The organism is Sphingomonas oligophenolica (genome assembly GCF_039522915.1).
GTDB lineage: Bacteria > Pseudomonadota > Alphaproteobacteria > Sphingomonadales > Sphingomonadaceae > Sphingomonas > Sphingomonas oligophenolica.
The window spans coordinates 111,122-132,895 of the sequence record NZ_BAAAEH010000007.1; the positions used below are offsets into that span (position 1 = coordinate 111,122).

The following is a 21,774-nucleotide window of genomic DNA, read 5'->3' on the forward strand; positions in this document are numbered from 1 at the left end:
ATAGAAATTTAATAGAGCGAGTAAATAACCGATTACGCAAATAGATCTTATGATGTAAATTTTTTTCACTTGTCGCATCCTATTTGCATGGCTATTCCGTACGCATCCATAGTCCACAATGCCACCGCAACATACCCGGACCGTAGTCCCAAACCTGAATTCGGAGGACGCTATACTTAATTGCCGTCAGCACCGAGCGCGACTAAAGCAAGCCTCATGGCTCGCCTCGCCCGCATCGTCGTACCGAATGTCGCGCACCACGTCACCCAGCGCGGCAACCGGCGGCAGCCGGTGTTCTTCAGTGGCGACGACTATGTCGCCTATCGCCACCTCGTGACGGCGGCCTGCGCCGCGAATGGCGTTCGGTGCCTGGCCCGGTGCCGATGCCCAACCATGTTCGCCCGATCATGATGCCGTGCGATCCCGACGGCCTGCGCGCTGCCCTGGCCTAGCTGTGTCTCAACACAGGGGCGCACTCCGCTATATTTTTTGTCAGCTCGGAACGGGCTGAGAAGACGATTTCGCCGTTGCGCCACTGGCAACAAAATCATTTAATATCATTGACTTAATGCGCTTCAGGAAGATCCGGCCGAACCGGCATTGTTGGGAATGTCAGCGACCCTCATGACATTCCCAACACACGCGCGCCGTCGCGTCCGGCATGCCGATTCAACCGCTGCAAGAACGCCATTATCCCATGGCGCATGGCACGGATCCGTCCCACCGTCTTCAAGCCCGGACCAAATCCTGTCGCCGCACGGGTCGTGGCTGAAACGCCGGCCCGTCAGCGGCGATCAGACATCCATCTGCTGAATGGCCCGGTTCCAGATATGGATATTGGCCCGCGCCTCCTGAACAAAGGCGGAGCGCCGCACGACCTTCAGAAAGGCGTCCGCAATCCATTTGCCCGGCCGGCGCAGCGGCCGTTCGAACTGGATCAGCAGCACCACCCGGGTTCCGCTCGTGTCGTTCCATACCTCATGGTCATAGGTGTCGTCGAACACCAGGGTCTCGCCCTCGGCCCAGCGCACCACGCGGTCGCTGACACGCATCCGCACATCGCCGTCGCGCGGCACGATCAGGCCGAGATGGCAGGTCACCAGCCCCTTGGTCACGCCGCGATGCGCCGGGATGTGCGTGCCCGGCGCGAGGATCGAGAAGAAGGCGCTGTTCAGCCCCGGGATCTGCTCGACGATCGCGGCGGTCTTGGGGCAGCGCTCCAGATTCTCCTCGATCGGGAAGCTGTAGCCCCACAGGAAGAAGGAGCGCCATTTGTCGATCTCGGCGATCGCCCGGTGGTCGGGCGAGATCGTCGCGAGGCTCGGCGATGCCGCCCCGCGCAGCGCGACCTCGATCGCCTCGCTGCGGATCGCCTGCCAGTTGGCGCGCAGCACCGCCGTCCAGGCGAAATCGCGCACATCGAGCACCGGATCGTTCGCGACCAGCGAGGAGGAGGCGATCAGCCGGTCGAAAAAGCCGCGAAAATGCTTGCCGACGCGAATGATGAACGGCCGGTTGGGCTCCGCCTTCATCTCAGCGCCCGCCAGCGGCGCGCCCGAGATCACGCTGAGGTCGGGAACGCGGCCGCCGCGCTGCTGCTCCGGGCCTGGTTCGGGCCCATCGGTGCCGATGCCCAAATCATGCCACAATATCGGCTCGGCCTGCCTGGTCTTCACGCGCACATGTCACTCCGCTTATATACGAACCCCCGGGGCGACGGGCTGCTCGAGCCTTGGTGCGCCGTGGCGAATATGCCCCTTCTCCCAGCAGGGCAAAGGATCGGCTATCGGCAATCCGGGGCCAAATCATGGCGACGGCATCGTTGTTTCGGGGCGGGGGCGGTCCTGAACGGCAATGCTGGCGGCGGCGGGATTTGATCGCTACTATGGTCGGCATGTATGCTTTCCAGCGCGGCCTGCGCCTTTCGCTCATCGCTTCCCTTCTTGTCGGCCTGCCGCTGTTCGGGCTGTCCCCCGTCGCAAGCGGGCAGAGCGTCGCGCCGTCGGCCGAGGTTTCGGCGCCCAGCCGCAATATCGCCGATCGCAGTGCCTGGCTCTATGTCGGCAGCGACATCGCGCACGATCCGGCATGGCGCTTCGGCACCCTGACCAACGGCCTGCGCTACGCGGTCCGCAAGAATGGCGTCCCGCCCGGCCAGGTCTCGATCAGGGTGCGGATCGACGCGGGCTCACTGATGGAGGAGGATAGCGAGCGCGGCTATGCGCATCTGATCGAGCATCTCTCCTTCCGCGGCTCCGAATATGTGCCTGACGGGGACACGATCCGCGTCTGGCAGCGCCTCGGCGTCACTTTCGGCTCGGACAGCAATGCCGAGACCAACGCGACCGAGACCGTCTACAAGCTCGATCTGCCGAGCGCGACCGAGGCGAGCCTCGACGAAAGCATGAAGATCCTCGCCGGCATGGTCGCGAAACCCCGCATCACCCAGGCGGCGCTCGATGGCGAGCGGCCCGCCGTGCTGGCAGAGCGGCGCGAGGGACTGGGCCCGCAGTCCCGGTTCGCCGATGCGTCCGACGCGCTTTTCTATGCCGGGCAGCGCCGCGGCGACCGCGCCGTGATCGGCAAGCTGGAAACGCTCGAGGCGGCAACCCCGGCAGCCGTCCAGGCCTTTCATGACCGCTGGTATCGGCCCGAGCGCGTGGTCGTCTCGATCGCCGGCGATCTCGATCCCGCCTTGTTCGAGCGGCTCGTCGCCAAATATTTCGGCGCGTGGCGCGGCGTCGGCCCGGCACCGGTCGAGCCCGATTTCGGCAAGCCCGACCCGACCAAGCCGGCCACCGCCGCGATCGTCGAGCCCGGCCTTCCCACGACCGTCGTGATGTCGGTGGTGCGGCCCTGGCACTTCAAGAACGACACGCTGATCATGAATCAGGAGCGGATGGTCGATACGATCGCGGTCGCGGTCATCAATCGCCGGCTCGAGGCGCGGGCCCGCGCCGGCGGCAGCTATGTCGCGGCCGGGGTCGCCAATGACGATCTGGCGCGATCGGCCAATGTCACCCAGGTGCGGATCGCGCCGATCGGCGATGATTGGGAAGCAGCGCTCAAGGATGTGCGCGCTGTGATCGCTGACGCCCAGGCCAATCCGCCGTCCCAGGCCGAGATCGACCGCGAGCTCGCCGACCAGGACGTCGCGATGAAGACGATGGTCGAAACCATGCCGGCCGATCCGGGCAACAAGCTGGCGGATTCGCTGGTCGAGGCAGTCAACATCCGCGAGACGACGACCAGCTCGGTGGTGATCCGCGACGCCTTTCTCGATGCCCGGCGCAAGAAGATGTTCACGCCGGCGCGCGTTCTCGCGGCGACCCGGCGGGTCTTCACCGGCGACGCAACCCGCGCGATCGTCACCACGCCCAAGCCGGACAGCGGCGCGCAGGTCCGGCTCGCCGCTGCGCTCGGCGCCGACGTGAAGGGAATGGCCGGCGCCCGCACGGCGCAGGCGGCGGTCGATTTCTCGAAGCTTCCCAGGCTCGGCCCGCCGGCGACGATCGTCAGCCGCGACAAGGTCGCCCCGTTCGGCATCGATCGCGTCGTGCTCTCCAACGGCGTGAGGATGCTGGTCTATTCGACGACCACCGAAACCGACCGCGTCTATGTCCGCGTGCGTTTCGGCGGCGGCTATAATGCGCTTCCGGCTGATCACGACGCGCCGGTCTGGGCCGCCGATATGGCGCTGGTCGCCGGCGGAATCGGCAAGCTCAACCAGGGCGACCTCGATCAGATGACCGCCGGGCGCCAGATCGGGCTCGATTTCGGCGTTGACGATGACGCGTTCCAGTTCAGCGCACTCACCTCGCGGCGCGATCTCGCTGATCAGCTGAAGCTGATCGCCGCCAAGCTCGAGGCGCCTGCCTGGGATCCGGCGCCGCTCGCGCGCGCCAAGTCGCTGGTGCTCACCAATTATGCGGGGATGAGCGCGTCGCCCGATGGCGTGCTGTCGCGCGATCTCGACGGGCTGCTTCACTCGGGCGATCCGCGCTGGCAGACGCCGAGCCCCGAGCAGATCAACGGCACCACCCCGGACAGCTTCCGCGCTCTGTGGGCGCCGCTGCTCGCCGCCGGCCCGATCGAGGTCCAGGTGTTCGGCGACGTCAATGCCGATGAGGCGATCAAGGCGGTCACCCGCACGATCGGCGCCCTGAAACCCCGCGGGATCGATTTGCCGCCGGCGCCGCCGGTGCGCTTCCCGGCGCATGACACGACTCCGCTGGTCCGCACGCATGACGGGCCGGACAGTCAGGCCGCGGCGGTCATCGCCTGGCCGACCGGCGGCGGCGTCGACGGTATCGCCGACTCGCGACGCCTCGACGTCCTCGCGGCGGTCTTCTCAAACCGGCTGTTCGATCGCCTGCGGATGGAGGCCAAGGCGAGTTACAGCCCGAATGTTTCGAGCAGCTGGCCGATCGGCCTGCCGAGCGGCGGCCGGATCGTCGCGGTGGGTCAGGTCGCGCCGGCCAATGTGCCGTTGTTCTTCAAGCTGGCGCGCGAGATCGCCGCTGATCTGGTCGCCAACCCGATCAGCGACGACGAGCTCAAGCGCACTGTCGGGCCGATGACTCAGTCGCTGATCCGCCAGTCGACCAGCAATCAGTTCTGGATGGTCCAGCTCCGCGGCGCGACCTATGATCCGCGCCGCCTCGATGCGTTCCGCCGCGTGCTGGCCGATGTCACCAATGTGACCGCCGCCCAGCTCCAGGAGACAGCGCAGAAATATCTCCGCCCCGACCGGGACTGGACAATGGAAGTGGTCCCGAAATCGGTCGCGAGCACGATCGCGGCGGCGCGGTAACTATCCCTTGTAGAGCGCGTCCAGCCTCGGCCCATAGGCTGCCTTCAGCACGTGCCGGCGGATCTTGAGCGAGGGCGTGAGCTGCTCGTTCTCGATCGCGAAGGGCTCATCGGCGAGGATGAAGCGCCTGACGCGCTCGACCACCGACAGGTCCCTGTTCACCCGCTCGACCGCAGCGCCGATCGCGGTGCGATATTCGCTGTTCTGCTCGAGCCGCGCGAAATCGCAGGCATCGCCATTCGCAGCGCACCATTCCTTGGTCCATTCGGGGTCGGGCACCAGCACGGCGACCATATAGGGCTTGCGGTCGCCATAGATCATTGCCTGCACGATCTCGGGCTGCAGCGTCAGCATCCCCTCGACCTTTTGCGGCGCGACATTGTCGCCCTTGTCGTTGACGATGATGTCCTTCTTGCGATCGGTGATCTTGATCCGGCCCTTGTCGTCGATCAGCCCGATATCGCCGGTATGCAGCCAGCCGTCCTTCAGCACCCGCGCCGTCTCGGCATCGTTGCGCCAATAGCCGTGCATGACGAGTTCGCCGCGCACCAGTATCTCGCCATCCTCCGCAATCCGCACCTCGGTGTTCTTGAGCGGCGGCCCGACCGTGTCCATCCTGAGGCCGACCGAAGGGCGGTTGCACGAGATGACCGGCGCTGCCTCGGTCTGCCCATAGCCCTGCAGGAAGGTCAGTCCGAGCGACTGGAAGAAGATGCCGACCTCGGGCGTCAGCGGCGCGCCGCCGGATACCATCGCCTTCATCCGCCCGCCGAAGCGTTGCTGGATCTTCGGCTTGAGCGTTGCCTTCAGGAACAGGTTCATCGGCTGGTCGATCAGCCTGAGCTTCCTCTCATACTCGCGCGCGCCGATCTGCTGGCTGCGGTTGAGCAGATAGGTCGAGAATTTGCCCTGCTTCTCGATCGCCTTGGAGATGCGCGTCCGCAACACCTCGAACAGCCGGGGCACCACGACCATGATCGTCGGCCGCACCTCCTCGATATTCGAGGCGAGCTTGTCCAGCCCTTCGGCATAATAGATCTCGGCGCCGAGCCCGATCGGGAAATGCTGGCCGCCGCTATGCTCATAGGCGTGGCTCAAGGGCAGGAAGGACAGGAACACCTCGTCCTCCCAGCCGAAATCCTCGCTGATGATGGTGCAGCAGCCATCGACATTGTGGAGGATCGCGCCATGATGCTGCATCACCCCGCGCGGCGCGCCGCCGGTGCCGCTGGTGTAGATGATGCAGGCGGTGTCCTCACGCGTCGCGGTGATGACCAGCTCGGCGGGGTCGGTCGCGTGGTCGGCGATCAGCTTGCCCCAGCTGTAGAAGTCGAGCGGTCCCTGGCTCGTGCGGATATCCTCGATGCCGATGATGATCTTCGCGGCATCAGCGCGGATAGCTGCGGGCAGCAGCGTTCGGGCGAGCTTGGCCGACGAGACGATCACTGCCTTCGCGCCCGAATTCTCGATGATATGGGCGTGGTCGCGCTCGGTATTGGTGATGTAGGTAGGCACGGTGATGCAGCCCGCGGCCATGATCGCAAGGTCGCTGATGCACCATTCGGGGCGATTCTCCGCGACCAGCATTACCCGGTCGCCGGGCTCGAGGCCGATCGCCTTCAGCCCGGTCGCGAGGCTCGCGACCTTGATCGCAGTGTCATGCCAGCTGAGCGAGACCCAGCGGCCATCCTCCTTGTGCCACAGGAATGGCTTGTCACCCTTCTCGCGCGCTCGCGTGAAGAACATGGTGACCAGATCGGGGAAATGTTCGAGCGTTCGCATTGTCTCTCCCGGTGCACGCGCCGTGTTCGGCTGCGCGGCTGCTACGTCGTCTTTATTCGGGTGGCCGGTTCGGTATCGCGCCCGCGCGCACAATCTGCGTGACGCTGCCGTCCTGGCCCATCGCCACGCCTTCGCTACGTGGGTCGGCGGCGCCCACCCAGCGACCGCCCACGCGCTCGATCGCGTTCGCCTTCAGGCCGAGCGGCATCACCTGGACCTGCTCGCCAAGGGCCTTGAGCGCGGGCACCATCGCCTCGAGCTGAGTTCCCTTTTCCGCCGCGGCGACACGCCCGGGCGCGTAGAGCAGGCCAAGCGCGATACCATCCTGTGCCGACATATGCCAATCGAGCACCGCGACCAGCGTCTTCGCGACCTGAGCGATGATCGTCGATCCACCCGCCGCGCCGAGCGCGATCCTGACCCGGCCCTTCGCGTCGTAGACGATGGTCGGCGACATCGAGCTGCGCGGCCTTTTGCCACCCTGCACCCGGTTGGCGACGAGATGGCCGTCAGAAACGGGCACGATGTCGAAGTCGGTCAGCTCGTTGTTGAGCATGTTGCCCTCGACGGAGAGACCCGATCCGAAATAGCCCTCGATGGTGGTGGTGACTTCAGCGACATTGCCGGCGGCATCGACCGCGACCAGGTCGCTGGTGCCCGGGACCTCGCTCACCGGTGCCCGGACCCGAGCCGGCGCGCCCGGCGGCACTCCCGGCGCGACCGTCGCCATGCTATGGTCGGCCGAGATCAATGCCGAGCGCGACGCGAGATAGCGCGGGTCGAGCAGGCCCTGGACGGGCACTTTCACATAATCGGCGTCGCCCAGGTACATGTCGCGATCGGCATAGGCGAGCCGCTCTGATTCAGCGAAGAGATGCCAGGCGACCGGGCTGTCCTTGCCGAGCTTCGTCATGTCGAAGCGTTCGAGCTGCTTCAGGATCGTCAGCACGGCGACGCCGCCCGACGAGGGCGGGCCCATGCCGCAGATGCGATACACGCGATAGGTGCCGCAGATCGGCGCGCGCTCCTTGGCGGCATAGCGCGCGAGATCGCCCGTGGTCATTTTCGAGGGATTGCGCGCTGCGGTGTTCACCGTCGTCACCAGCTTTCGCGCGGTCGGGCCGACATAGAAAGCATCGGGGCCACGCCGCGCGATCCGTTCCAGAAGCGCCGCCTGTTCAGGGCTCTTCAGCAAGGTGCCGGTGGCGACCGGCGTGCCGTCGGCACCGAAGAAATGCGCGCGCGCGGCGGCATCGATATGGCCGCCGCCATTGGCGAGCCCGTTATGGAGACGCTGAGATACCGTGAAGCCGTCGCGCGCGAGCCGGATCGCCGGCTGGAACAATTTCGACCAGGGCAGGCGGCCATAACGCCGGTGCGCCAGCGCCATCAGGCGAAGGCTGCCGGGGACGCCGACGCTGCGCCCACCGGGCACCGCGGCGAAGTGGCTGAGCGGGGTGCCGTCGGGTGCGTAGAACCATTTGGGGTCAGCGGCTGCCGGTGCCGCCTCGCGCCCGTCGTAACTGGTGGTGCGGCCGGTCCTCGCGTCGTGATGCACCAGGAAGCTGCCGCCGCCGATACCGGAATTCTGCGGCTCGACGACGTTCAGCGCCAGCGTCGTCGCGATTGCCGCATCGGTGGCGCTGCCGCCGGCGCGGAGAATTTCGACGCCTGCTGCGGCGGCGCGAGGGTCGGCAGCGGAAACCATCCCCTGAGCGCTGGCGATTGCTGGCGAACACAGGAAGATGAGCGCGAGGAACAGCTTTTTCATATGGCAGAGAGGGTAGCGGTGGCGGACGCTACGTCAACCGCTGCCGACGGCATCGGCGACATGCGCGAAGCCGTCGCGCTTCAGCAATCGGCCAAGGCCCCGGGTGATCCGGCGCGGCAGGCCCGGCCCCTCATAGACCATCGCCGTGTAGAGCTGGACGAGGCTCGCGCCCGCGCGGATACGGGCATAGGCTTCCTCCGCGCTGTCGATCCCGCCCACCGATACAAGTGGAAGCGCTCCGCCGGTCGCGCGCCTGAAATCGGCGAGGCGCTGGCGGGCGAGGGGGGCGAGCGGCGCCCCTGAAAGGCCGCCGGCCTCCTGCGCATGGCCCGACCGCAATACGGGTCGGGAGATCGTCGTATTGCTGACGATCAGCGCGCCGACATGTGCCTCGATCGCGGCCCGGGCGATCGCATCGATATCGTCCGCCTCGAGATCGGGCGCCACCTTCAGGAACAGGGGAGGACGAATGATCGGCGCCCGCCGCGCCTCGTCAGCGGCGGCGAGCAGGTCGGCGAGCGCGCTGCCATGCTGGAGATCGCGCAGGCCCGGTGTGTTGGGCGAGCTGATGTTGATCGTGATATAGTCCGCGACGTCAGCCGCCTCGCGGACGCCATGCGCATAATCGGCGATTCGATCGGCCGCGTCCTTGTTCGCGCCGACGTTGATGCCGAGCACGCCTCGCCGTTTCGCAGCGATCGCGCGGGGCAGGGCGGCCTCGAGCCCGCCATTGTTGAAGCCCATCCGGTTGATCACCGCGCGGTCCTCGACGAGGCGAAACAGGCGTGGCCGGGGATTGCCGGCCTGCGGCAGCGGCGTGAGCGTTCCGATCTCGACACTGCCGAAGCCCAGGCCGAACAGGCCCTGGATTGCACGGCCGTCCTTGTCGAGGCCGGCGGCCAGCCCGACCGGATTGGCGAAATCCAGACCGGCGACGCCGGTGCGCAGCCGCGGATCGCCCATGGCGGCTGCAAAAGGGGCACCGGCGCGTCCCCATTTCCCCAGCACGGCGATCGTCAATTCATGCGCGCGCTCCGCCTCGGTGGCGAAAAGGGCGGCACGAAGGAGCGGGAAAAGCATCGCCGTGCTTTGGCATCGGCGCGGCCAGCCGTCAAAATTTCCAGCTTATGTCCAAAACGGCCCAATCTGGCGCTTTCGTCCAATACACTCGGCGCGCGGAATGCTGTAAGGCTCCTCGCGACCCGAAGAGCTCCTTACAGGGGACTCTTTCACTCAGGGCCCGGGCGGCTTGCCGCCCGGGCCTCTTTTATTTGTTACGATAGCGGTTTATCCCCTTGTCGTTCCGAAAAAATAACAGGGGCGCAAACATTGGCGGATATCCAGCTGGACTATGCAGTCCCGGCGACGGACCTGAGCGAGTATATCACGCTCTTCTACCACTTCCGCGCCGACGTACCCATGTTCGAGGATACGGAACGGGCCGATCACGCCCAGTTCCGTTTCCGCCTGTCGCCGGGCAATTCGGACTATCGCTTTCCCGACGGCAGCCTGCAGCCGGCCGGTGAGAATCACATTATCGGCCCAACCAGCGGCGCGATGCGCGTGCGCTGCGAAGGGCCGGTCGAGGTGTTCGGCATGGGGCTGACTCCGTCGGGCTGGGCTGCCCTGCTCGGCATCGACGCGTCGAGCATGCTCAATCGGGTGATCGATGCGAGCGGCATGTTCGGCCTCCCACGGCTGCGCGCCGCGACGGCCGCATTACGCGAAGCCGAGGATAACCCGGCACGTGTCGCGATCGCCGAGGAGCTGATGCGCGACCTGATCGGTGGTGGCGACCGGGGCGCGACTGCCTTTGTGCACAAGGTCGATGCCTGGCTCGCCGGCAGTCCCTCGCCGGATATGGAGAGGCTGGTTGCCGAGACACATCTCTCGCGCCGTCAGGTCGAACGCAAATGCAAGACCTTGTACGGCGCTCCGCCGAAGCTGCTCGCCCGTAAATATCGCGCGCTCAGGGCGGCGGTGGCGCTGGTTTCCGAAAGCGAGTCGGTCGATGACCTGATCGCGCGCGGCTTCTACGATCAGTCGCACCTGATCCGCGAGGTGAAGCAATTTACCGGCCACACCCCGCGCCAGATCAAGGCCGAGCCCTCGCTGCTGTCGCAGCTGACGATCGAGCGCCGGACTGCGCTGGGCGGGATCGTGCATCCGCTGATCAGCGATACCTGATCTATTTTTTCTCCCCGGCTTGGGGAGGAATAAGGTGTTGACCTCAGCACATCCCCCTCCCACATGCACAATCGGAACGAATCAATCCGATTGGAGCTCATGCGGCTTTCCAGCCTTGCCGATTACGCGGTCGTGATGATGTCCGCCGCCGCGCGCCATTGCGGCGGCGTGGCGCGGCTCAATGCGACCTCGCTCGCCGAGGAGACCGGGTTGCCCTTGCCGACCGTCCAGAAGCTGGTGAGTCGGCTCTCGGCCGCCGGCCTGATCGAGAGCGCGCGCGGCACCGGCGGCGGTTTTCGCCTGTCGCGGCCGGCCGCCGCGATCAGCCTCGCCGATATCGTCGAAGCGATCGAGGGCCCGATCGGCATGACATCCTGTGTCGATGGCGGGCGCCATGATTGCTGCATAGAGGAGAATTGCCGGGTGAAGCCGCACTGGAATGCCGTCAACGGCGCGGTCAAGGGCGCGCTTGCGGGCGTTTCGCTCGCCAGTCTTTCGGGAGTGCCGGCATAATGGCCACGAAGAATGCCGAGGCGCATGCCGCCGTGAACAAGACGTACGAATGGGGTTTCCATTCGGACATCGAGCAGGAATTCGCGCCCAAGGGTCTGAGCGAGGACACGGTCCGCTTCATCTCGGCGAAGAAGAACGAACCGGAATGGATGCTCGACTGGCGCCTCAAGGCCTATCGCCTGTGGCTGACGATGACGCCGCCCGACTGGGCCAAGCTCGACGTCCCGCCGATCGATTACCAGGACGCCTATTACTACGCCGAGCCCAAGGCCAAGCCGAAGCTCGGCAGCCTTGACGAGGTCGATCCCGAAATCCTGCGCGTCTATGAAAAGCTCGGCATCCCGATTGCCGAGCAGAAGATGCTCGCCGGCGTCGAGGGTGCGCGCAAGGTCGCGGTCGATGCGGTGTTCGACAGCGTTTCGGTCGCAACCACCTTTCGTGCGGAGCTGGAAGCGGCGGGCGTGATCTTCCGCTCGATCAGCGAGGCGATCCGCGAATATCCCGATCTCGTCCGCAAATGGCTCGGCAAGGTGGTGCCGCAGCACGATAACTATTTTGCCGCCCTCAACTGCGCTGTCTTCTCGGACGGGACCTTCGTCTACATCCCGGAGGGTGTGCGCTGCCCGATGGAACTGAGCACCTATTTCCGCATCAATGCCGAGAATACCGGCCAATTCGAACGTACGTTGATCGTCGCTGACAAGGGCTCCTATGTGAGCTATCTCGAAGGTTGCACTGCGCCGATGCGCGACGAGAACCAGCTCCACGCCGCCGTGGTCGAGCTGGTCGCCTTGGACGACGCCGAGATCAAATATTCGACCGTGCAGAACTGGTACCCCGGCGACGCCGAGGGCAAGGGCGGCATCTACAATTTCGTCACCAAGCGCGCGCTCTGCCAGGGGAAGAACAGCAAGGTCAGCTGGACTCAGGTCGAGACGGGCAGCGCGATCACCTGGAAATATCCGAGCTGCGTGCTGGCGGGCGAAAACAGCGTCGGCGAATTCTATTCAGTCGCGGTGACCAACAACCGGCAACAGGCCGATACCGGCACCAAGATGATCCATCTCGGCAAGGGCAGCCGCTCGACGATCGTGTCGAAGGGGATCAGCGCCGGCCGCTCGAACAACACCTATCGCGGGCTGGTACGCGTCGCGCCGACGGCGGAGGGCGTGCGCAATTTCACCCAGTGCGATTCGCTGCTGCTCGGCAGCGAGTGCGGCGCACACACCGTGCCCTATATCGAAGTGCGCAACCCCTCGGCGCAGATCGAGCATGAGGCGACCACTTCGAAGATCAGCGAAGACCAGATGTTCTACGCGATGCAGCGCGGGCTGGATCAAGAGGCGGCGGTGGCGCTGATCGTCAATGGTTTCGCGAAAGAGGTGTTGCAGCAGCTGCCGATGGAGTTCGCGGTCGAGGCGCAGAAGCTGCTGGGGATCTCGCTTGAAGGATCGGTTGGATGAGTGATGGTCACGGTGGTGATGGTGGCGTGTGCGGCGGGCACCACGATGTCTGTGCCGTGCCGGTCGCCGGGCCGGCTGAGGCAGGAACCTATGTCGAAGCGCCTAGGCCCGTTCTTCCTGTCGTGAATGGTGTTGAGATCAACCGCGCGGCGATTCTCGACAAATCCAAAGTAAGCGGAAGCGAACCCAGATAGATGTTGAAGATCGAAAATCTCCACGCCGAGATCGACGGCAAGGAAATCCTCAAGGGTCTCTCGCTCGAAGTAAACGCCGGCGAGGTCCATGCGATCATGGGCCCTAACGGCGCGGGCAAGTCGACGCTCGGCTATGTGCTCGGCGGACGGCCAGGTTACGAAGTGACCTCCGGCTCGGTCAGCTTTGAGGGCCAGGACCTGCTGGAGATGGCGCCGCACGAGCGCGCAGCCGCGGGCCTTTTCCTCGGCTTCCAGTACCCGGTCGAGATCCCCGGCGTCTCCAACGTCCAGTTCCTGCGCGAGGCGCTCAATGCGCAGCGCAAGGCCCGTGGCGAGGCACCGCTCTCGGGCGGCGAGTTCCTCAAGCTGGCGCGCACCCAGGCCGATCTGCTGGCGATGGACCAGGAGATGCTCAAACGCCCGGTCAATGTCGGCTTCTCCGGCGGCGAGAAGAAGCGCAACGAGATGGTGCAGATGGGCATCATCGGCCCCAAGCTCGCGATCCTCGACGAGACCGATTCCGGCCTCGACATCGATGCGCTGCGCGTCGTCGGCGACGGCATCAACCGCATCATGCGCGCGCCCGACAAGGCGGTGCTGCTGATCACCCACTATCAGCGGCTGCTCGATTATGTGCGGCCCGATTTCGTGCATGTGCTGGCTGACGGGCGGATCGTCCGCTCGGGCGGTGCCGAGCTGGCGCTCGAGCTCGAAGCCGAGGGCTATGGAGCGATGGCGGCGTGACTTCTTTCGTTCTCCGTCATGCCGGACTTGTTCCGGCATCCACCGGGCTGCAGTCTCTGCGCGCTGACACGGTGCGCGCCATCGGATCCTTCACTTCCGCGGAGGAGTGGACCCCGGAACAAGTCCGGGGTGACGGGGAATGACTGTGGCCACGCTCGCTCTCCCCACCCGCCACGACGAGGCTTGGCGCTATAGCGACCTCGACGCAGTCGCGAGCGTCTGGCCGATCGCTGGACCCGAGACGATCCACGTCGCGGCCGACGAGGAGATCGCGCGCGTCATCGTGCAGGACGCAGCAACCGATGAAGTCGCGATCCGCGACTATGCCGTCATCCTTGAAGCGAACGCACAGGCGACGTTCCACGTCCTCAACACCGGCGGCAAGCTCGGCCGCGTCACGATCGACGTCACGCTCCACGAAGGCGCGCATTTCGAGCTTGGCGGGGCGATCCTCGGTGGTGGCGAGCAGACGCTCGAGATCGTGACCACAATGCGCCACATCGAGCCCGGCGCGACCAGCAACCAGGTCGTGCGCTTGGTGCTCGGCGGCCGCGCTACCGGCAGCTATCTCGGCAAGGTCGCTGTCGCGCGCGATGCGCAGAAGACGGATGCGAGCCAGTCGGTCAAGGCGATGCTGCTGACCCGCACCGCGACCGCCAACGCCAAGCCCGAACTGGAAATCTACGCTGACGACGTGAAATGCGCGCACGGAGCGACGGTCGGCGAGCTCGATGCGATGGCGCTCTTCTACCTCGCCAGTCGCGGCATTGCTCCGGCCGAAGCCAAGGCGCTGCTGTTGCGGGCGTTCATCGGCTCCGTCTTCGACGATGTCGCTGATGGCGGCGAGCGCGAGGCGGTCGAAGCTGCGGCACAGGCAGCGTTGGAGCGGATGCTGTGAGCACATTGGTCGACACCCGCCCGCTCGACGTCGTCGCCGATTTTCCAGCGATCCCTGAGGGCTGGGCCTATCTCGACACCGCGGCGACCGCGCAGAAACCGCAGCCGGTGATCGACGCGGTCAACCGCGGCTATGCCGAGACCTATGCCACCGTGCATCGTGGCGTGTACCAGCGTTCGGCCGACATGACGCTCGCCTATGAAGCCGCCCGCAAACGTGTCGCGCGCTTCATCGGCGCCGGATCGGCTGACGAGATCGTCTTCGTGCGCGGCGCGACCGAGGGGATCAACCTCGTCGCGCAATGCTGGGCCAGGGAGCAGTTGAAAGCCGGCGATCGGATCCTGCTGTCGACGCTGGAGCATCATTCGAACATCGTGCCCTGGCAGATGGCCGCCGAACGTGTCGGCGCCATGATCGATGTCATCCCGCTGACTGCCGACCATCGCATCGATCTCGACGCCATGACGGCGATGATCACCCCGGCGCACAAGCTGGTCGCCCTCGCCCATGTCTCGAACGTGCTTGGCTCGGTTCTCGACGCGAAACGCGCCGCGGATATCGCCCATTCAGTCGGCGCGAAAATCCTGCTCGACGGCTGCCAGGCAGTGCCGCGCATGGCAGTCGATGTCACAGCGCTCGATTGCGACTTCTACGTCTTTTCCGGCCACAAGCTCTATGGCCCGACCGGGATCGGCGTGCTCTGGGCGCGGCCCGAACTGCTCGAAGCGATGCCGCCTTATCAGGGCGGCGGATCGATGATCGACCGCGTTACTTTCGCAAAGACCACCTACGCCCCGCCGCCGGGACGGTTCGAGGCGGGCACACCGCATATCGTCGGCGCGCTCGGGCTGCATGCAGCGATCGATTATGTCGAACGGATCGGGCTCGACCGCATCCATGCCCATGAGACCGCGCTGGTTGCGAAGACCCGCGAGGCGCTGTCGCAGATCAATTCGGTCACGCTCTACGGCCCCGAGGATTCCGCCGGCATCGTCTCCTTCACGATCGAGGGGGTGCATCCACACGACATCGGCACGATCTTGGATGAGGAACGGGTCGCGATCCGCGCCGGCCATCATTGCGCACAGCCGCTGATGGAGTCGCTCGGCGTACCGGCGACGGCGCGGGCGAGCTTCGGAGTCTATAATGGCGCGGCGGATGTGGACGCGCTGGTTCGGGGCATAGAACGCGTCACCAGAATTTTCGGGTAGGGTTCGGCATGAACGAAGAACGGAAGATCATTGTGGAAGAAGTCGAGTCGGTCGAGGCACCGCCCAGGGCGCGCGTCGAGGGGCCAGCCGAGACGTTCGAGCGCAAGCGCGACTATCTGGAAGGCTTTCTCGCGCAAAAGCCGCAGCCCGAGGCGAGCGGTGAGCCGGGCGGCGCCTTGTACGAAGCGGTGGTCGAGGCGCTGAAGGAAATCTACGATCCCGAGATTCCGGTGAACATCTATGATCTCGGCCTGATCTACGGCGTCGAAGTGACCGACGAGGGCCATGCGGTGGTGACGATGACGCTCACCACGCCGCATTGCCCGGTGGCGGAATCGATGCCGGCCGAGGTCGAGCTTCGGGTGGGCGCGGTGCCTGGCGTCGGGACGGCGGACGTCAATCTGGTCTGGGATCCGCCATGGGACCCGCAGAAGATGAGCGACGATGCCAAGCTCGAGCTGGGGATGTTGTAATGGCGACCTCCGTACGCGCGCGGCCAGCCGCGCTGATCCTGACCCCGACCGCCGAGGCGCGGATCGCTGACCTGATGGCGAAGGCGCCCGAGGGCGCGATCGGCGTGAAGCTGTCGACGCCGCGGCGCGGCTGTTCGGGGCTGGCCTATTCAGTCGACTATGTCACCGAAGCCAAACCCTTCGACGAGAAGATCGAAACCCCGGGCGGAGTCCTCTATGTCGATGGCGGCTCGATCCTCTACCTGATCGGATCGACGATGAACTGGGTCGAGGATGATTTCGCCGCCGGCTTCGTCTTTCAGAACCCCAATGCCAAGGGCGAATGCGGCTGCGGTGAGAGCTTCACCGTCTAACCGGCTGTTGAAAATCACGCGGGTTCGGCGACGAGGCCTGAAGCGTCGCTGTTGCGGATAACGAGCTGACCAACGAGGCGGCCGGCGGCTCCGGGGCTTGCCCGGCCAAGCCCCGGAGCCCGATCGGTGCCGTCCACCTTCCCAGTTGGATTCAGTAGATCAGGACCTGGCGCGCGGACGCTTCAGGTGGATGGCATCCTGCCAGCAATGTTCGGGAGCTGTCTGACTCAGATGACCCGAACTTCGAGAAGCGTGGGGCCGCTGGTCTGGAACGACCATGCGAGAGCCGGATCCAGTTCTTCCACCGCGACAACGCGTCGGCCCGGTACGCCATGACTTTCTGCCAGAGCGAGGAAGTCGATACCCGCGATGGTGGTTCCGGGCAGTTCGTTCAACCCGAAACGCCGTGCGAAGTTGTTGAGGGCGGCATATCCTCCGTTGTTCAGGATAATGAAACTGACGTCGGCCTGCTGGTCGGCGGCGCTCCAAAGGCCCTGGCTGGTATACATCGAGGAGCCGTCGCCGAGCAGGCAGATGACCTTGTTCCCCGGGCGAGCGCGCGCGATGCCAATTGCGGCGGGCAGGCCATAGCCAAGACCACCCGCCGGGGTCGTATAAAAACCGCCAACCTGCGTCACCGGCAAGTGATCGTGCATCGCATCGCGTGCGGTGGGCGCTTCTTCGACGATGATCGCCCTGTCTGGCCGTAATGCCGCGACGCGCGCCATCACATGGGCGGGGCTCAGTGCCCGCGCCGGCAGCGGGATCGGATGGCGCGCGGTCGAGACAGGCCCTTCGCGTTGACGCACTTGCTCGACCAGGGCCAGAAGCCCCCCACGCACGTCGCCAAGCACGCCGGTTCCGCGGGGAAGGATGGCAAGGTGTTGCGGGTCGTCGCTGAGCAGGGCCATTGCCGTGCCCTGGGGCCAGGCACTGGCCCGTCCTTCGGCATGCCAGGTAAAGGCCGGCGCGCCGGCGACCAGGACCATATCATACCCATTGAGCAGCGCCACCAGCCGCTCTTCATAGCCGGGAAGAAAACCGGCGAACCGGGCATGATTCTCCGGAAAGACTTCTCTTCCCGTCAACGGCGCCACCCACACGTCCGCACCGGTCTTTTCCGCCAGTGCGATCGCCTGATCCCACGCGCCGCAGCGCGCGATCCCCGCACCAAGGACGAGCGCCGGCCGCGTCGCGTTGTCCAGCATTCCCGCGATCTTCGTGATCCCCGCCGGGTCCGGAAAGGAAGTCAGCGACAGGAAAGGCAGTGTCGGCATGGGGCAATCGCGGTCCCAGTCATCGACCGGGATCGATACGAAAACCGGTCCGGTCGGTGGGGTCAGCGCGATATGAAAGGCGCGGATCAACGCTGCGGGTACATCCTGCGCGCGCAAGGGTTCGGCCGCCCATTTCACATAGGGGCGCGGAAATTCCGTGGCGCGTTCCGCCCCCAGAAACGGATCGCGGGGCAATAACGATCGTGCCTGCTGGCCCGCCGTGATCACCAGCGGCGCGCCGCCGCGATAAGCGGTAAACAGACTTCCCAGTCCATTGCCCGTGCCCGCCGCCGAATGCAGGTTGACCAGCGCCGGGCGGCCGGTCGCCTGTGCGTAGCCGTCCGCCATGGCCACCACCACCGCCTCGTTGAGACCAAGGACGTAGGCGATGTCGGACGGCATCGCTTGCAGCATCGGCAGTTCGGTCGAGCCGGGATTGCCGAACAGCGCATCGACGCCAAAATGCTGGAAAACCGCATAAGCGGCATCGCGGACTATGGGCATGGTACAGTCGCTCGCTTACAGTCCGAACCAGCGTTCGGCGTTGGTCTGGAAGAACTTCTTCTTGAGTTCGGGCGTGATATCCATGTTGTCCATGTCGCGGACCTCCTGCGCCTCGACCTGATAGGGATAGTCCATCGCGTACATGACGCGGTCCTCGCCCAGGACCTGCTGCGCGAACCGGACCGCCGGCTCCCATGCCACGCCCGAATTGGTCACCAGCACGTTCGAGCGCATATATTCCGTGATGGTCTTGTTGAGCGGCTTCATCCGCTCCCAGCGCTTCGAGCGGACTCCGGCCTGATGCATATAGTCGAGGCGATAGAGCCAATAGGGCAGCGCCTCGCCCATATGGCCCACCATGATCTGCAGGTCCGGATAGCGATCGAAGATGCCGATGGTGATGAGCCGCAGGAGATGCATGCCGGTGTCGACCCCGAAGCCGAAGATCGCGCCGTCGAGCCCGGCTTCGAGCATCGGGTCGATCATCGCGTCCGGCGGCGTGGCGGGGTGTATGTAGAGCGGCTGGCCGGTATCGGCGAGCGCGCGGAAGATCGGGTCGAACTTCGGATCGTCGAGATATTCGCCCTGCGTGTGGCTGTTGATCTGTATCCCCTTGAAGCCGAGTTCGACCGCGCCCCGCCGGATTTCGGCGGCGGACCATTCCGGGTCCTGCGGCGCCACGGTGGTCAGGCCGATGAAGCGGTCGGGATGCGCGGCGCAGCGGTCGGCCAGGTAATCATTGGCGCGCGTGGCGATGCCTTTGGCTTCCGCCACATCGAGCAACGGCTGCACGCCCGGCGACGTCAGCGCCAACACCGCCTTATCGATGCCATGGGCGTCCATGTCGGCCAGGCGCCGCTCACCCATGTCGAGCAGGCGCTCCATCACCTGAACCGTCCGCTCGGAGGGAGATTGGGCATAGAAGCCCCAGAGCGACGTCATGCCCTTGTCGGCGGTGCCGTCGCGCACCATGCGCAGATACACATCGACCTGTTCCTGCGTGGCGAAGGTCTCCTCGGTAGCGATGCGCAGATAGCCGCGGTCGCCGCCGGTATTGAGTGGGTGAGTCATCGCAGGATCGTTCCTTCAGGGATAAGCAAAGGGAGCAGGGATAAGCAAAGGGAGAAGCAGCAGCCCGGCGGGGCGCCCGGACCGTACGCGAAAAGCTGATGAGGCGCCGCCGCGTCGCGAAACGACGGCGCCTGCTCCATTCCCGCGTCAGAAGTTTTTCTTGAGCGTCACGCCCCATTCGCGCGGTCGGCCGGGCTGCGCATTGGCAACGCCGGTCGTGACCGAGATTTCCGAGGTGGTGAGGTAATAGTATTTGTTGAACAGGTTGGTGACTTCGAACGAGGCTTCGAGATCACGGCGGTGGTTGCGCCAGGTCAGGCGGGCATTGGCCAGCGTGTAACCCGCGATTTCGGTCCGTGCCGAATTGACCGCGGCACCCCAGGCCGTCGACTGATAAGCCACGTCGATGCGCGGCGTGAGCGAACCGATTTTGCCTGTGCTGATCTCATATTGCAGGCCTGCGCTCCACTTCCAGCGCGGCGTGTAGGGCGGCATCATGCCATATTGGACGCCGTTCGGGTTGGTCGCGCCACCAGCTTGCGGCGCAATATATGTATAGCGGAAGTCGGTGTGGCTGAGCGCCGCGTCGAACATCATGCCTTCCACGAGACGGACCGAGGTTTCCGCCTCGAAACCCCTGATCCGCGCAGTGCCGACATTAGCCGGCATTGCGCAGGGGAAGGTGGCCACGCCCACCGGATTGAACTGCGGGCAGCTGTTGAGCGTCAGCTGAATGTCCTTGTAGCGCGATGTGTAGGCCGCCAGGTTCAACCGGACTCGGCGATCGAACAGATCGCTCTTGAGGCCGATTTCCCAGGTCGCCAGCTTTTCGGGATTGAACGACTGGACCTGCGACGCGGAATAGGGTCGGGGGTTTACGCCGCCGCCCTTGAAACCCGTCGAATATTGCGCGTAGGCATTGATATTCCCGGTGATCTTGTAAGCTATATTGGCACGGTAGTCGATGTTGTCGCCGCTGTAGTTGCCCGTCTTTCCGTCGAGAGCGGTATATTGACCACCGAGCAGGTTGCCGTACCGGTCGCGGCGCCGGAACGTATAGTTCTTGTCTTCCTTGGTATAGCGGATGCCGCCGGTCACGATCAGCGACTCCGTGAGGTCGTAGGCGGCGTGGGCGAATACCGCGCGGCTGTGCGCGGGGACCGGGTCGCCGGACACGAAGACAAGGGCAGGGTTCGCATAGCGGATATCCTGACGCGAGACATAGAAGCTGCGCTGGTCGATCATGTACCCGCCGATGGTGTAATGCAGCTTGCCGAAAGCATCGCCCGTCAGCCGAAGCTCGTTGCTCCAGGCGTGGAAATCCACGTTGTTGGGCCCGCCCAGCGTGACCGCCATCGGTGAAAGATCGTCCTCATTGGAGAACGTCTCGTTGTATTTGCGGTAAGCGGTGATGCCGACGAGCCGCAGTCCGTCTGCGATCTTCCACTCGATTTGACCGGATACGCCCCAACCGGTGTAGAACAGCTTGCCGGGAATGCTTGATTCGCCGAGCGCTCCGTCAGCGGGCGAGACGTAGCTCGAATAGTTGCAATAACGGCCGCAGATGAAGCGAGAGTCATAGGGGATCGGTGTCGGAAACGGATTGACGTCACCTGCGCCGGTATATTTGGCATAGGTCAGCACACCGCCAGCGATCTCGTGCTTTTCATGGGTGTAGTCCCCGATGATGTTGATTTCGAGATTGCTGGAGGGAACATAGCGCAGGTTGCCGCGGGTCGCCCAGTAACCGACCTCGCCCTGCTTCGAGAGCAGGCAATCGGGTGCGTCGCGCAGGGCAGGAATCCCTTGCCCCGGATGAACGCAGCCATAGTCGAGCCGGCTGATATAGCCATCCTGTGAACGGCTGACGCCTGTCACCCGCAACGAGAGATCCGGCGCCAGCCCCAGATCGACCGCGCCCCGCAGGTCAACCCGATTGCGGCTGCCCAGCGTAATCGAGCCATAGCCCGAATTGTCGCCTGTAGGACGCTTCGAATAGAGTTTGATCGCGCCGCCGATCGAATTCTTGCCCGCCAGCGTTCCCTGAGGGCCGCGCAGTATTTCGACGCGGTCGAGATCGAGCAAGTCTAGGATCGATCCCGTCAGGGTCGAGTAATAGACATCATCGACATAAACGCCCACGCCGGGCTCGAGCGCCGGGTGGAAATCGAACTGACCGACGCCGCGGATGTTGGCCGCGAGCGACGAACCGTGATTCGCCGAATTGGGCTTCAGCGTCACCGATGGCGCCTGAGCGGCGACATCCGCGATCGTTACCTGGCTGCGCGCTTCCATCATCGCGCCGGAAACAGCGGTGATCGCGATGGGGGTTTCCTGGAGGTTCTGTCTGCGGAACTGCGCGGTGACGACGATGTCTTCGACCTTCGCCTCATTTGGCGCGTCGTTCGCCTGGTCCTTGGCTACGGCGTCCTGTGCCCAGGCCGATGGTGCGACCGCAACGGCGATGGCCGCCAAGGCCGACGTTTTCAGCAAAATCGAAGATGCCTTTTTCATGCTACC

General features: G+C 64.9%; 17 protein-coding genes. 10 read left to right on the forward strand and 7 right to left on the reverse strand.

Going from position 1 to position 21,774, the window contains the following annotated elements:
• The first annotated feature begins 216 nt into the window (after window positions 1–216).
• Window positions 217–411, forward strand: a complete 195-nt coding sequence (locus ABD050_RS05445) for a hypothetical protein (protein ID WP_343888214.1) — start codon at window positions 217–219, stop codon at window positions 409–411.
• 383 nt (window positions 412–794) lie between these two features.
• Here the strand turns inward: ABD050_RS05445 and ABD050_RS05450 are convergent, their stop codons facing one another.
• Window positions 795–1,682: an aspartyl/asparaginyl beta-hydroxylase domain-containing protein gene (locus tag ABD050_RS05450; RefSeq protein WP_343888215.1), complete on the reverse strand. Its 888-nt coding sequence runs from the start codon at window positions 1,680–1,682 to the stop codon at window positions 795–797.
• A 212-nt stretch (window positions 1,683–1,894) separates the two neighbouring features.
• Here ABD050_RS05450 and ABD050_RS05455 point away from each other — a divergent pair, with 212 nt between their 5' ends.
• On the forward strand, window positions 1,895–4,813 hold the full coding sequence (locus tag ABD050_RS05455) for a M16 family metallopeptidase (RefSeq protein ID WP_343888216.1): 2,919 nt from the start codon (window positions 1,895–1,897) through the stop codon (window positions 4,811–4,813).
• Here ABD050_RS05455 and ABD050_RS05460 read toward each other — a convergent pair whose 3' ends face one another.
• The 3 genes from ABD050_RS05460 to ABD050_RS05470 are packed head-to-tail and all read right to left on the reverse strand — an operon-like array spanning window position 4,814 to window position 9,446.
• Window positions 4,814–6,595, reverse strand: coding sequence for an AMP-dependent synthetase/ligase (locus ABD050_RS05460; RefSeq protein ID WP_343888217.1), 1,782 nt, complete (start codon window positions 6,593–6,595; stop codon window positions 4,814–4,816).
• Window positions 6,596–6,647: 52 nt separating this feature from the next.
• Window positions 6,648–8,366, reverse strand: a complete 1,719-nt coding sequence (ggt, locus tag ABD050_RS05465) for a gamma-glutamyltransferase (RefSeq protein WP_343888218.1) — start codon at window positions 8,364–8,366, stop codon at window positions 6,648–6,650.
• 33 nt (window positions 8,367–8,399) lie between these two features.
• Window positions 8,400–9,446 (reverse strand): quinone-dependent dihydroorotate dehydrogenase, encoded by a 1,047-nt coding sequence (locus ABD050_RS05470; protein WP_343888219.1) that lies wholly within the window; start codon window positions 9,444–9,446, stop codon window positions 8,400–8,402.
• 249 nt (window positions 9,447–9,695) lie between these two features.
• On the opposite strand from ABD050_RS05470, the gene ABD050_RS05475 reads away from it, so the two are divergent.
• The 8 genes from ABD050_RS05475 (at window position 9,696) to ABD050_RS05510 (ending at window position 16,402) form a co-directional block, all read left to right on the forward strand.
• Window positions 9,696–10,553 carry a helix-turn-helix domain-containing protein gene (locus ABD050_RS05475; protein WP_343888220.1) on the forward strand — a complete coding sequence of 286 codons (858 nt, stop codon included), beginning with the start codon at window positions 9,696–9,698 and terminating at the stop codon, window positions 10,551–10,553.
• A 99-nt stretch (window positions 10,554–10,652) separates the two neighbouring features.
• Window positions 10,653–11,066, forward strand: a complete 414-nt coding sequence (locus ABD050_RS05480; RefSeq protein ID WP_343888221.1) for an SUF system Fe-S cluster assembly regulator — start codon at window positions 10,653–10,655, stop codon at window positions 11,064–11,066.
• Window positions 11,066–12,529 (forward strand): Fe-S cluster assembly protein SufB, encoded by a 1,464-nt coding sequence (gene sufB, locus ABD050_RS05485; protein WP_343888222.1) that lies wholly within the window; start codon window positions 11,066–11,068, stop codon window positions 12,527–12,529. The genes ABD050_RS05480 and sufB overlap by 1 nt, the downstream gene beginning before the upstream one ends.
• Before the next feature lie 194 nt (window positions 12,530–12,723).
• On the forward strand, window positions 12,724–13,467 hold the full coding sequence (sufC, locus tag ABD050_RS05490; RefSeq protein WP_343888223.1) for a Fe-S cluster assembly ATPase SufC: 744 nt from the start codon (window positions 12,724–12,726) through the stop codon (window positions 13,465–13,467).
• Between the two features lie 145 nt (window positions 13,468–13,612).
• Window positions 13,613–14,365, forward strand: a complete 753-nt coding sequence (locus ABD050_RS05495; RefSeq protein ID WP_343888263.1) for a SufD family Fe-S cluster assembly protein — start codon at window positions 13,613–13,615, stop codon at window positions 14,363–14,365.
• Window positions 14,362–15,576 carry a cysteine desulfurase gene (locus ABD050_RS05500; protein ID WP_343888224.1) on the forward strand — a complete coding sequence of 405 codons (1,215 nt, stop codon included), beginning with the start codon at window positions 14,362–14,364 and terminating at the stop codon, window positions 15,574–15,576. Before ABD050_RS05495 ends, ABD050_RS05500 begins: the two co-directional genes overlap by 4 nt.
• An 8-nt stretch (window positions 15,577–15,584) precedes the next feature.
• Complete coding sequence (locus ABD050_RS05505; RefSeq protein ID WP_343888225.1) at window positions 15,585–16,049, forward strand: SUF system Fe-S cluster assembly protein; 465 nt, start codon at window positions 15,585–15,587, stop codon at window positions 16,047–16,049.
• Complete coding sequence (locus tag ABD050_RS05510) at window positions 16,049–16,402, forward strand: HesB/IscA family protein (RefSeq protein WP_343888226.1); 354 nt, start codon at window positions 16,049–16,051, stop codon at window positions 16,400–16,402. Before ABD050_RS05505 ends, ABD050_RS05510 begins: the two co-directional genes overlap by 1 nt.
• Window positions 16,403–16,629: 227 nt before the next feature.
• Here ABD050_RS05510 and mdlC read toward each other — a convergent pair whose 3' ends face one another.
• The 3 genes from mdlC to ABD050_RS05525 form a co-directional block, all read right to left on the reverse strand.
• Complete coding sequence (gene mdlC / locus ABD050_RS05515; RefSeq protein WP_343888227.1) at window positions 16,630–18,183, reverse strand: benzoylformate decarboxylase; 1,554 nt, start codon at window positions 18,181–18,183, stop codon at window positions 16,630–16,632.
• A gap of 15 nt (window positions 18,184–18,198) precedes the next feature.
• Complete coding sequence (locus ABD050_RS05520) at window positions 18,199–19,254, reverse strand: amidohydrolase family protein (RefSeq protein WP_343888228.1); 1,056 nt, start codon at window positions 19,252–19,254, stop codon at window positions 18,199–18,201.
• Between the two features lie 147 nt (window positions 19,255–19,401).
• Window positions 19,402–21,768, reverse strand: a complete 2,367-nt coding sequence (locus ABD050_RS05525) for a TonB-dependent receptor (RefSeq protein WP_343888229.1) — start codon at window positions 21,766–21,768, stop codon at window positions 19,402–19,404.
• Between the last annotated feature and the right edge of the window lie 6 nt (window positions 21,769–21,774).

Excerpts from the sequence above, each read along its gene's own strand:
- ABD050_RS05445 (WP_343888214.1), top strand. The coding sequence starts at position 217 with ATGGCTCGCCTCGCCCGCATCGTCGTACCGAATGTCGCGCACCACGTC.
- ABD050_RS05455 (WP_343888216.1), top strand. The coding sequence starts at position 1,895 with ATGTATGCTTTCCAGCGCGGCCTGCGCCTTTCGCTCATCGCTTCCCTT.
- ABD050_RS05460 (WP_343888217.1), bottom strand. The coding sequence starts at position 6,595 with ATGCGAACGCTCGAACATTTCCCCGATCTGGTCACCATGTTCTTCACG.
- ggt (WP_343888218.1), bottom strand. The coding sequence starts at position 8,366 with ATGAAAAAGCTGTTCCTCGCGCTCATCTTCCTGTGTTCGCCAGCAATC.
- ABD050_RS05470 (WP_343888219.1), bottom strand. The coding sequence starts at position 9,446 with ATGCTTTTCCCGCTCCTTCGTGCCGCCCTTTTCGCCACCGAGGCGGAG.
- ABD050_RS05480 (WP_343888221.1), top strand. The coding sequence starts at position 10,653 with ATGCGGCTTTCCAGCCTTGCCGATTACGCGGTCGTGATGATGTCCGCC.
- sufB (WP_343888222.1), top strand. The coding sequence starts at position 11,066 with ATGGCCACGAAGAATGCCGAGGCGCATGCCGCCGTGAACAAGACGTAC.
- sufC (WP_343888223.1), top strand. The coding sequence starts at position 12,724 with ATGTTGAAGATCGAAAATCTCCACGCCGAGATCGACGGCAAGGAAATC.
- ABD050_RS05505 (WP_343888225.1), top strand. The coding sequence starts at position 15,585 with ATGAACGAAGAACGGAAGATCATTGTGGAAGAAGTCGAGTCGGTCGAG.
- ABD050_RS05510 (WP_343888226.1), top strand. The coding sequence starts at position 16,049 with ATGGCGACCTCCGTACGCGCGCGGCCAGCCGCGCTGATCCTGACCCCG.
- mdlC (WP_343888227.1), bottom strand. The coding sequence starts at position 18,183 with ATGCCCATAGTCCGCGATGCCGCTTATGCGGTTTTCCAGCATTTTGGC.
- ABD050_RS05520 (WP_343888228.1), bottom strand. The coding sequence starts at position 19,254 with ATGACTCACCCACTCAATACCGGCGGCGACCGCGGCTATCTGCGCATC.
- ABD050_RS05525 (WP_343888229.1), bottom strand. The coding sequence starts at position 21,768 with ATGAAAAAGGCATCTTCGATTTTGCTGAAAACGTCGGCCTTGGCGGCC.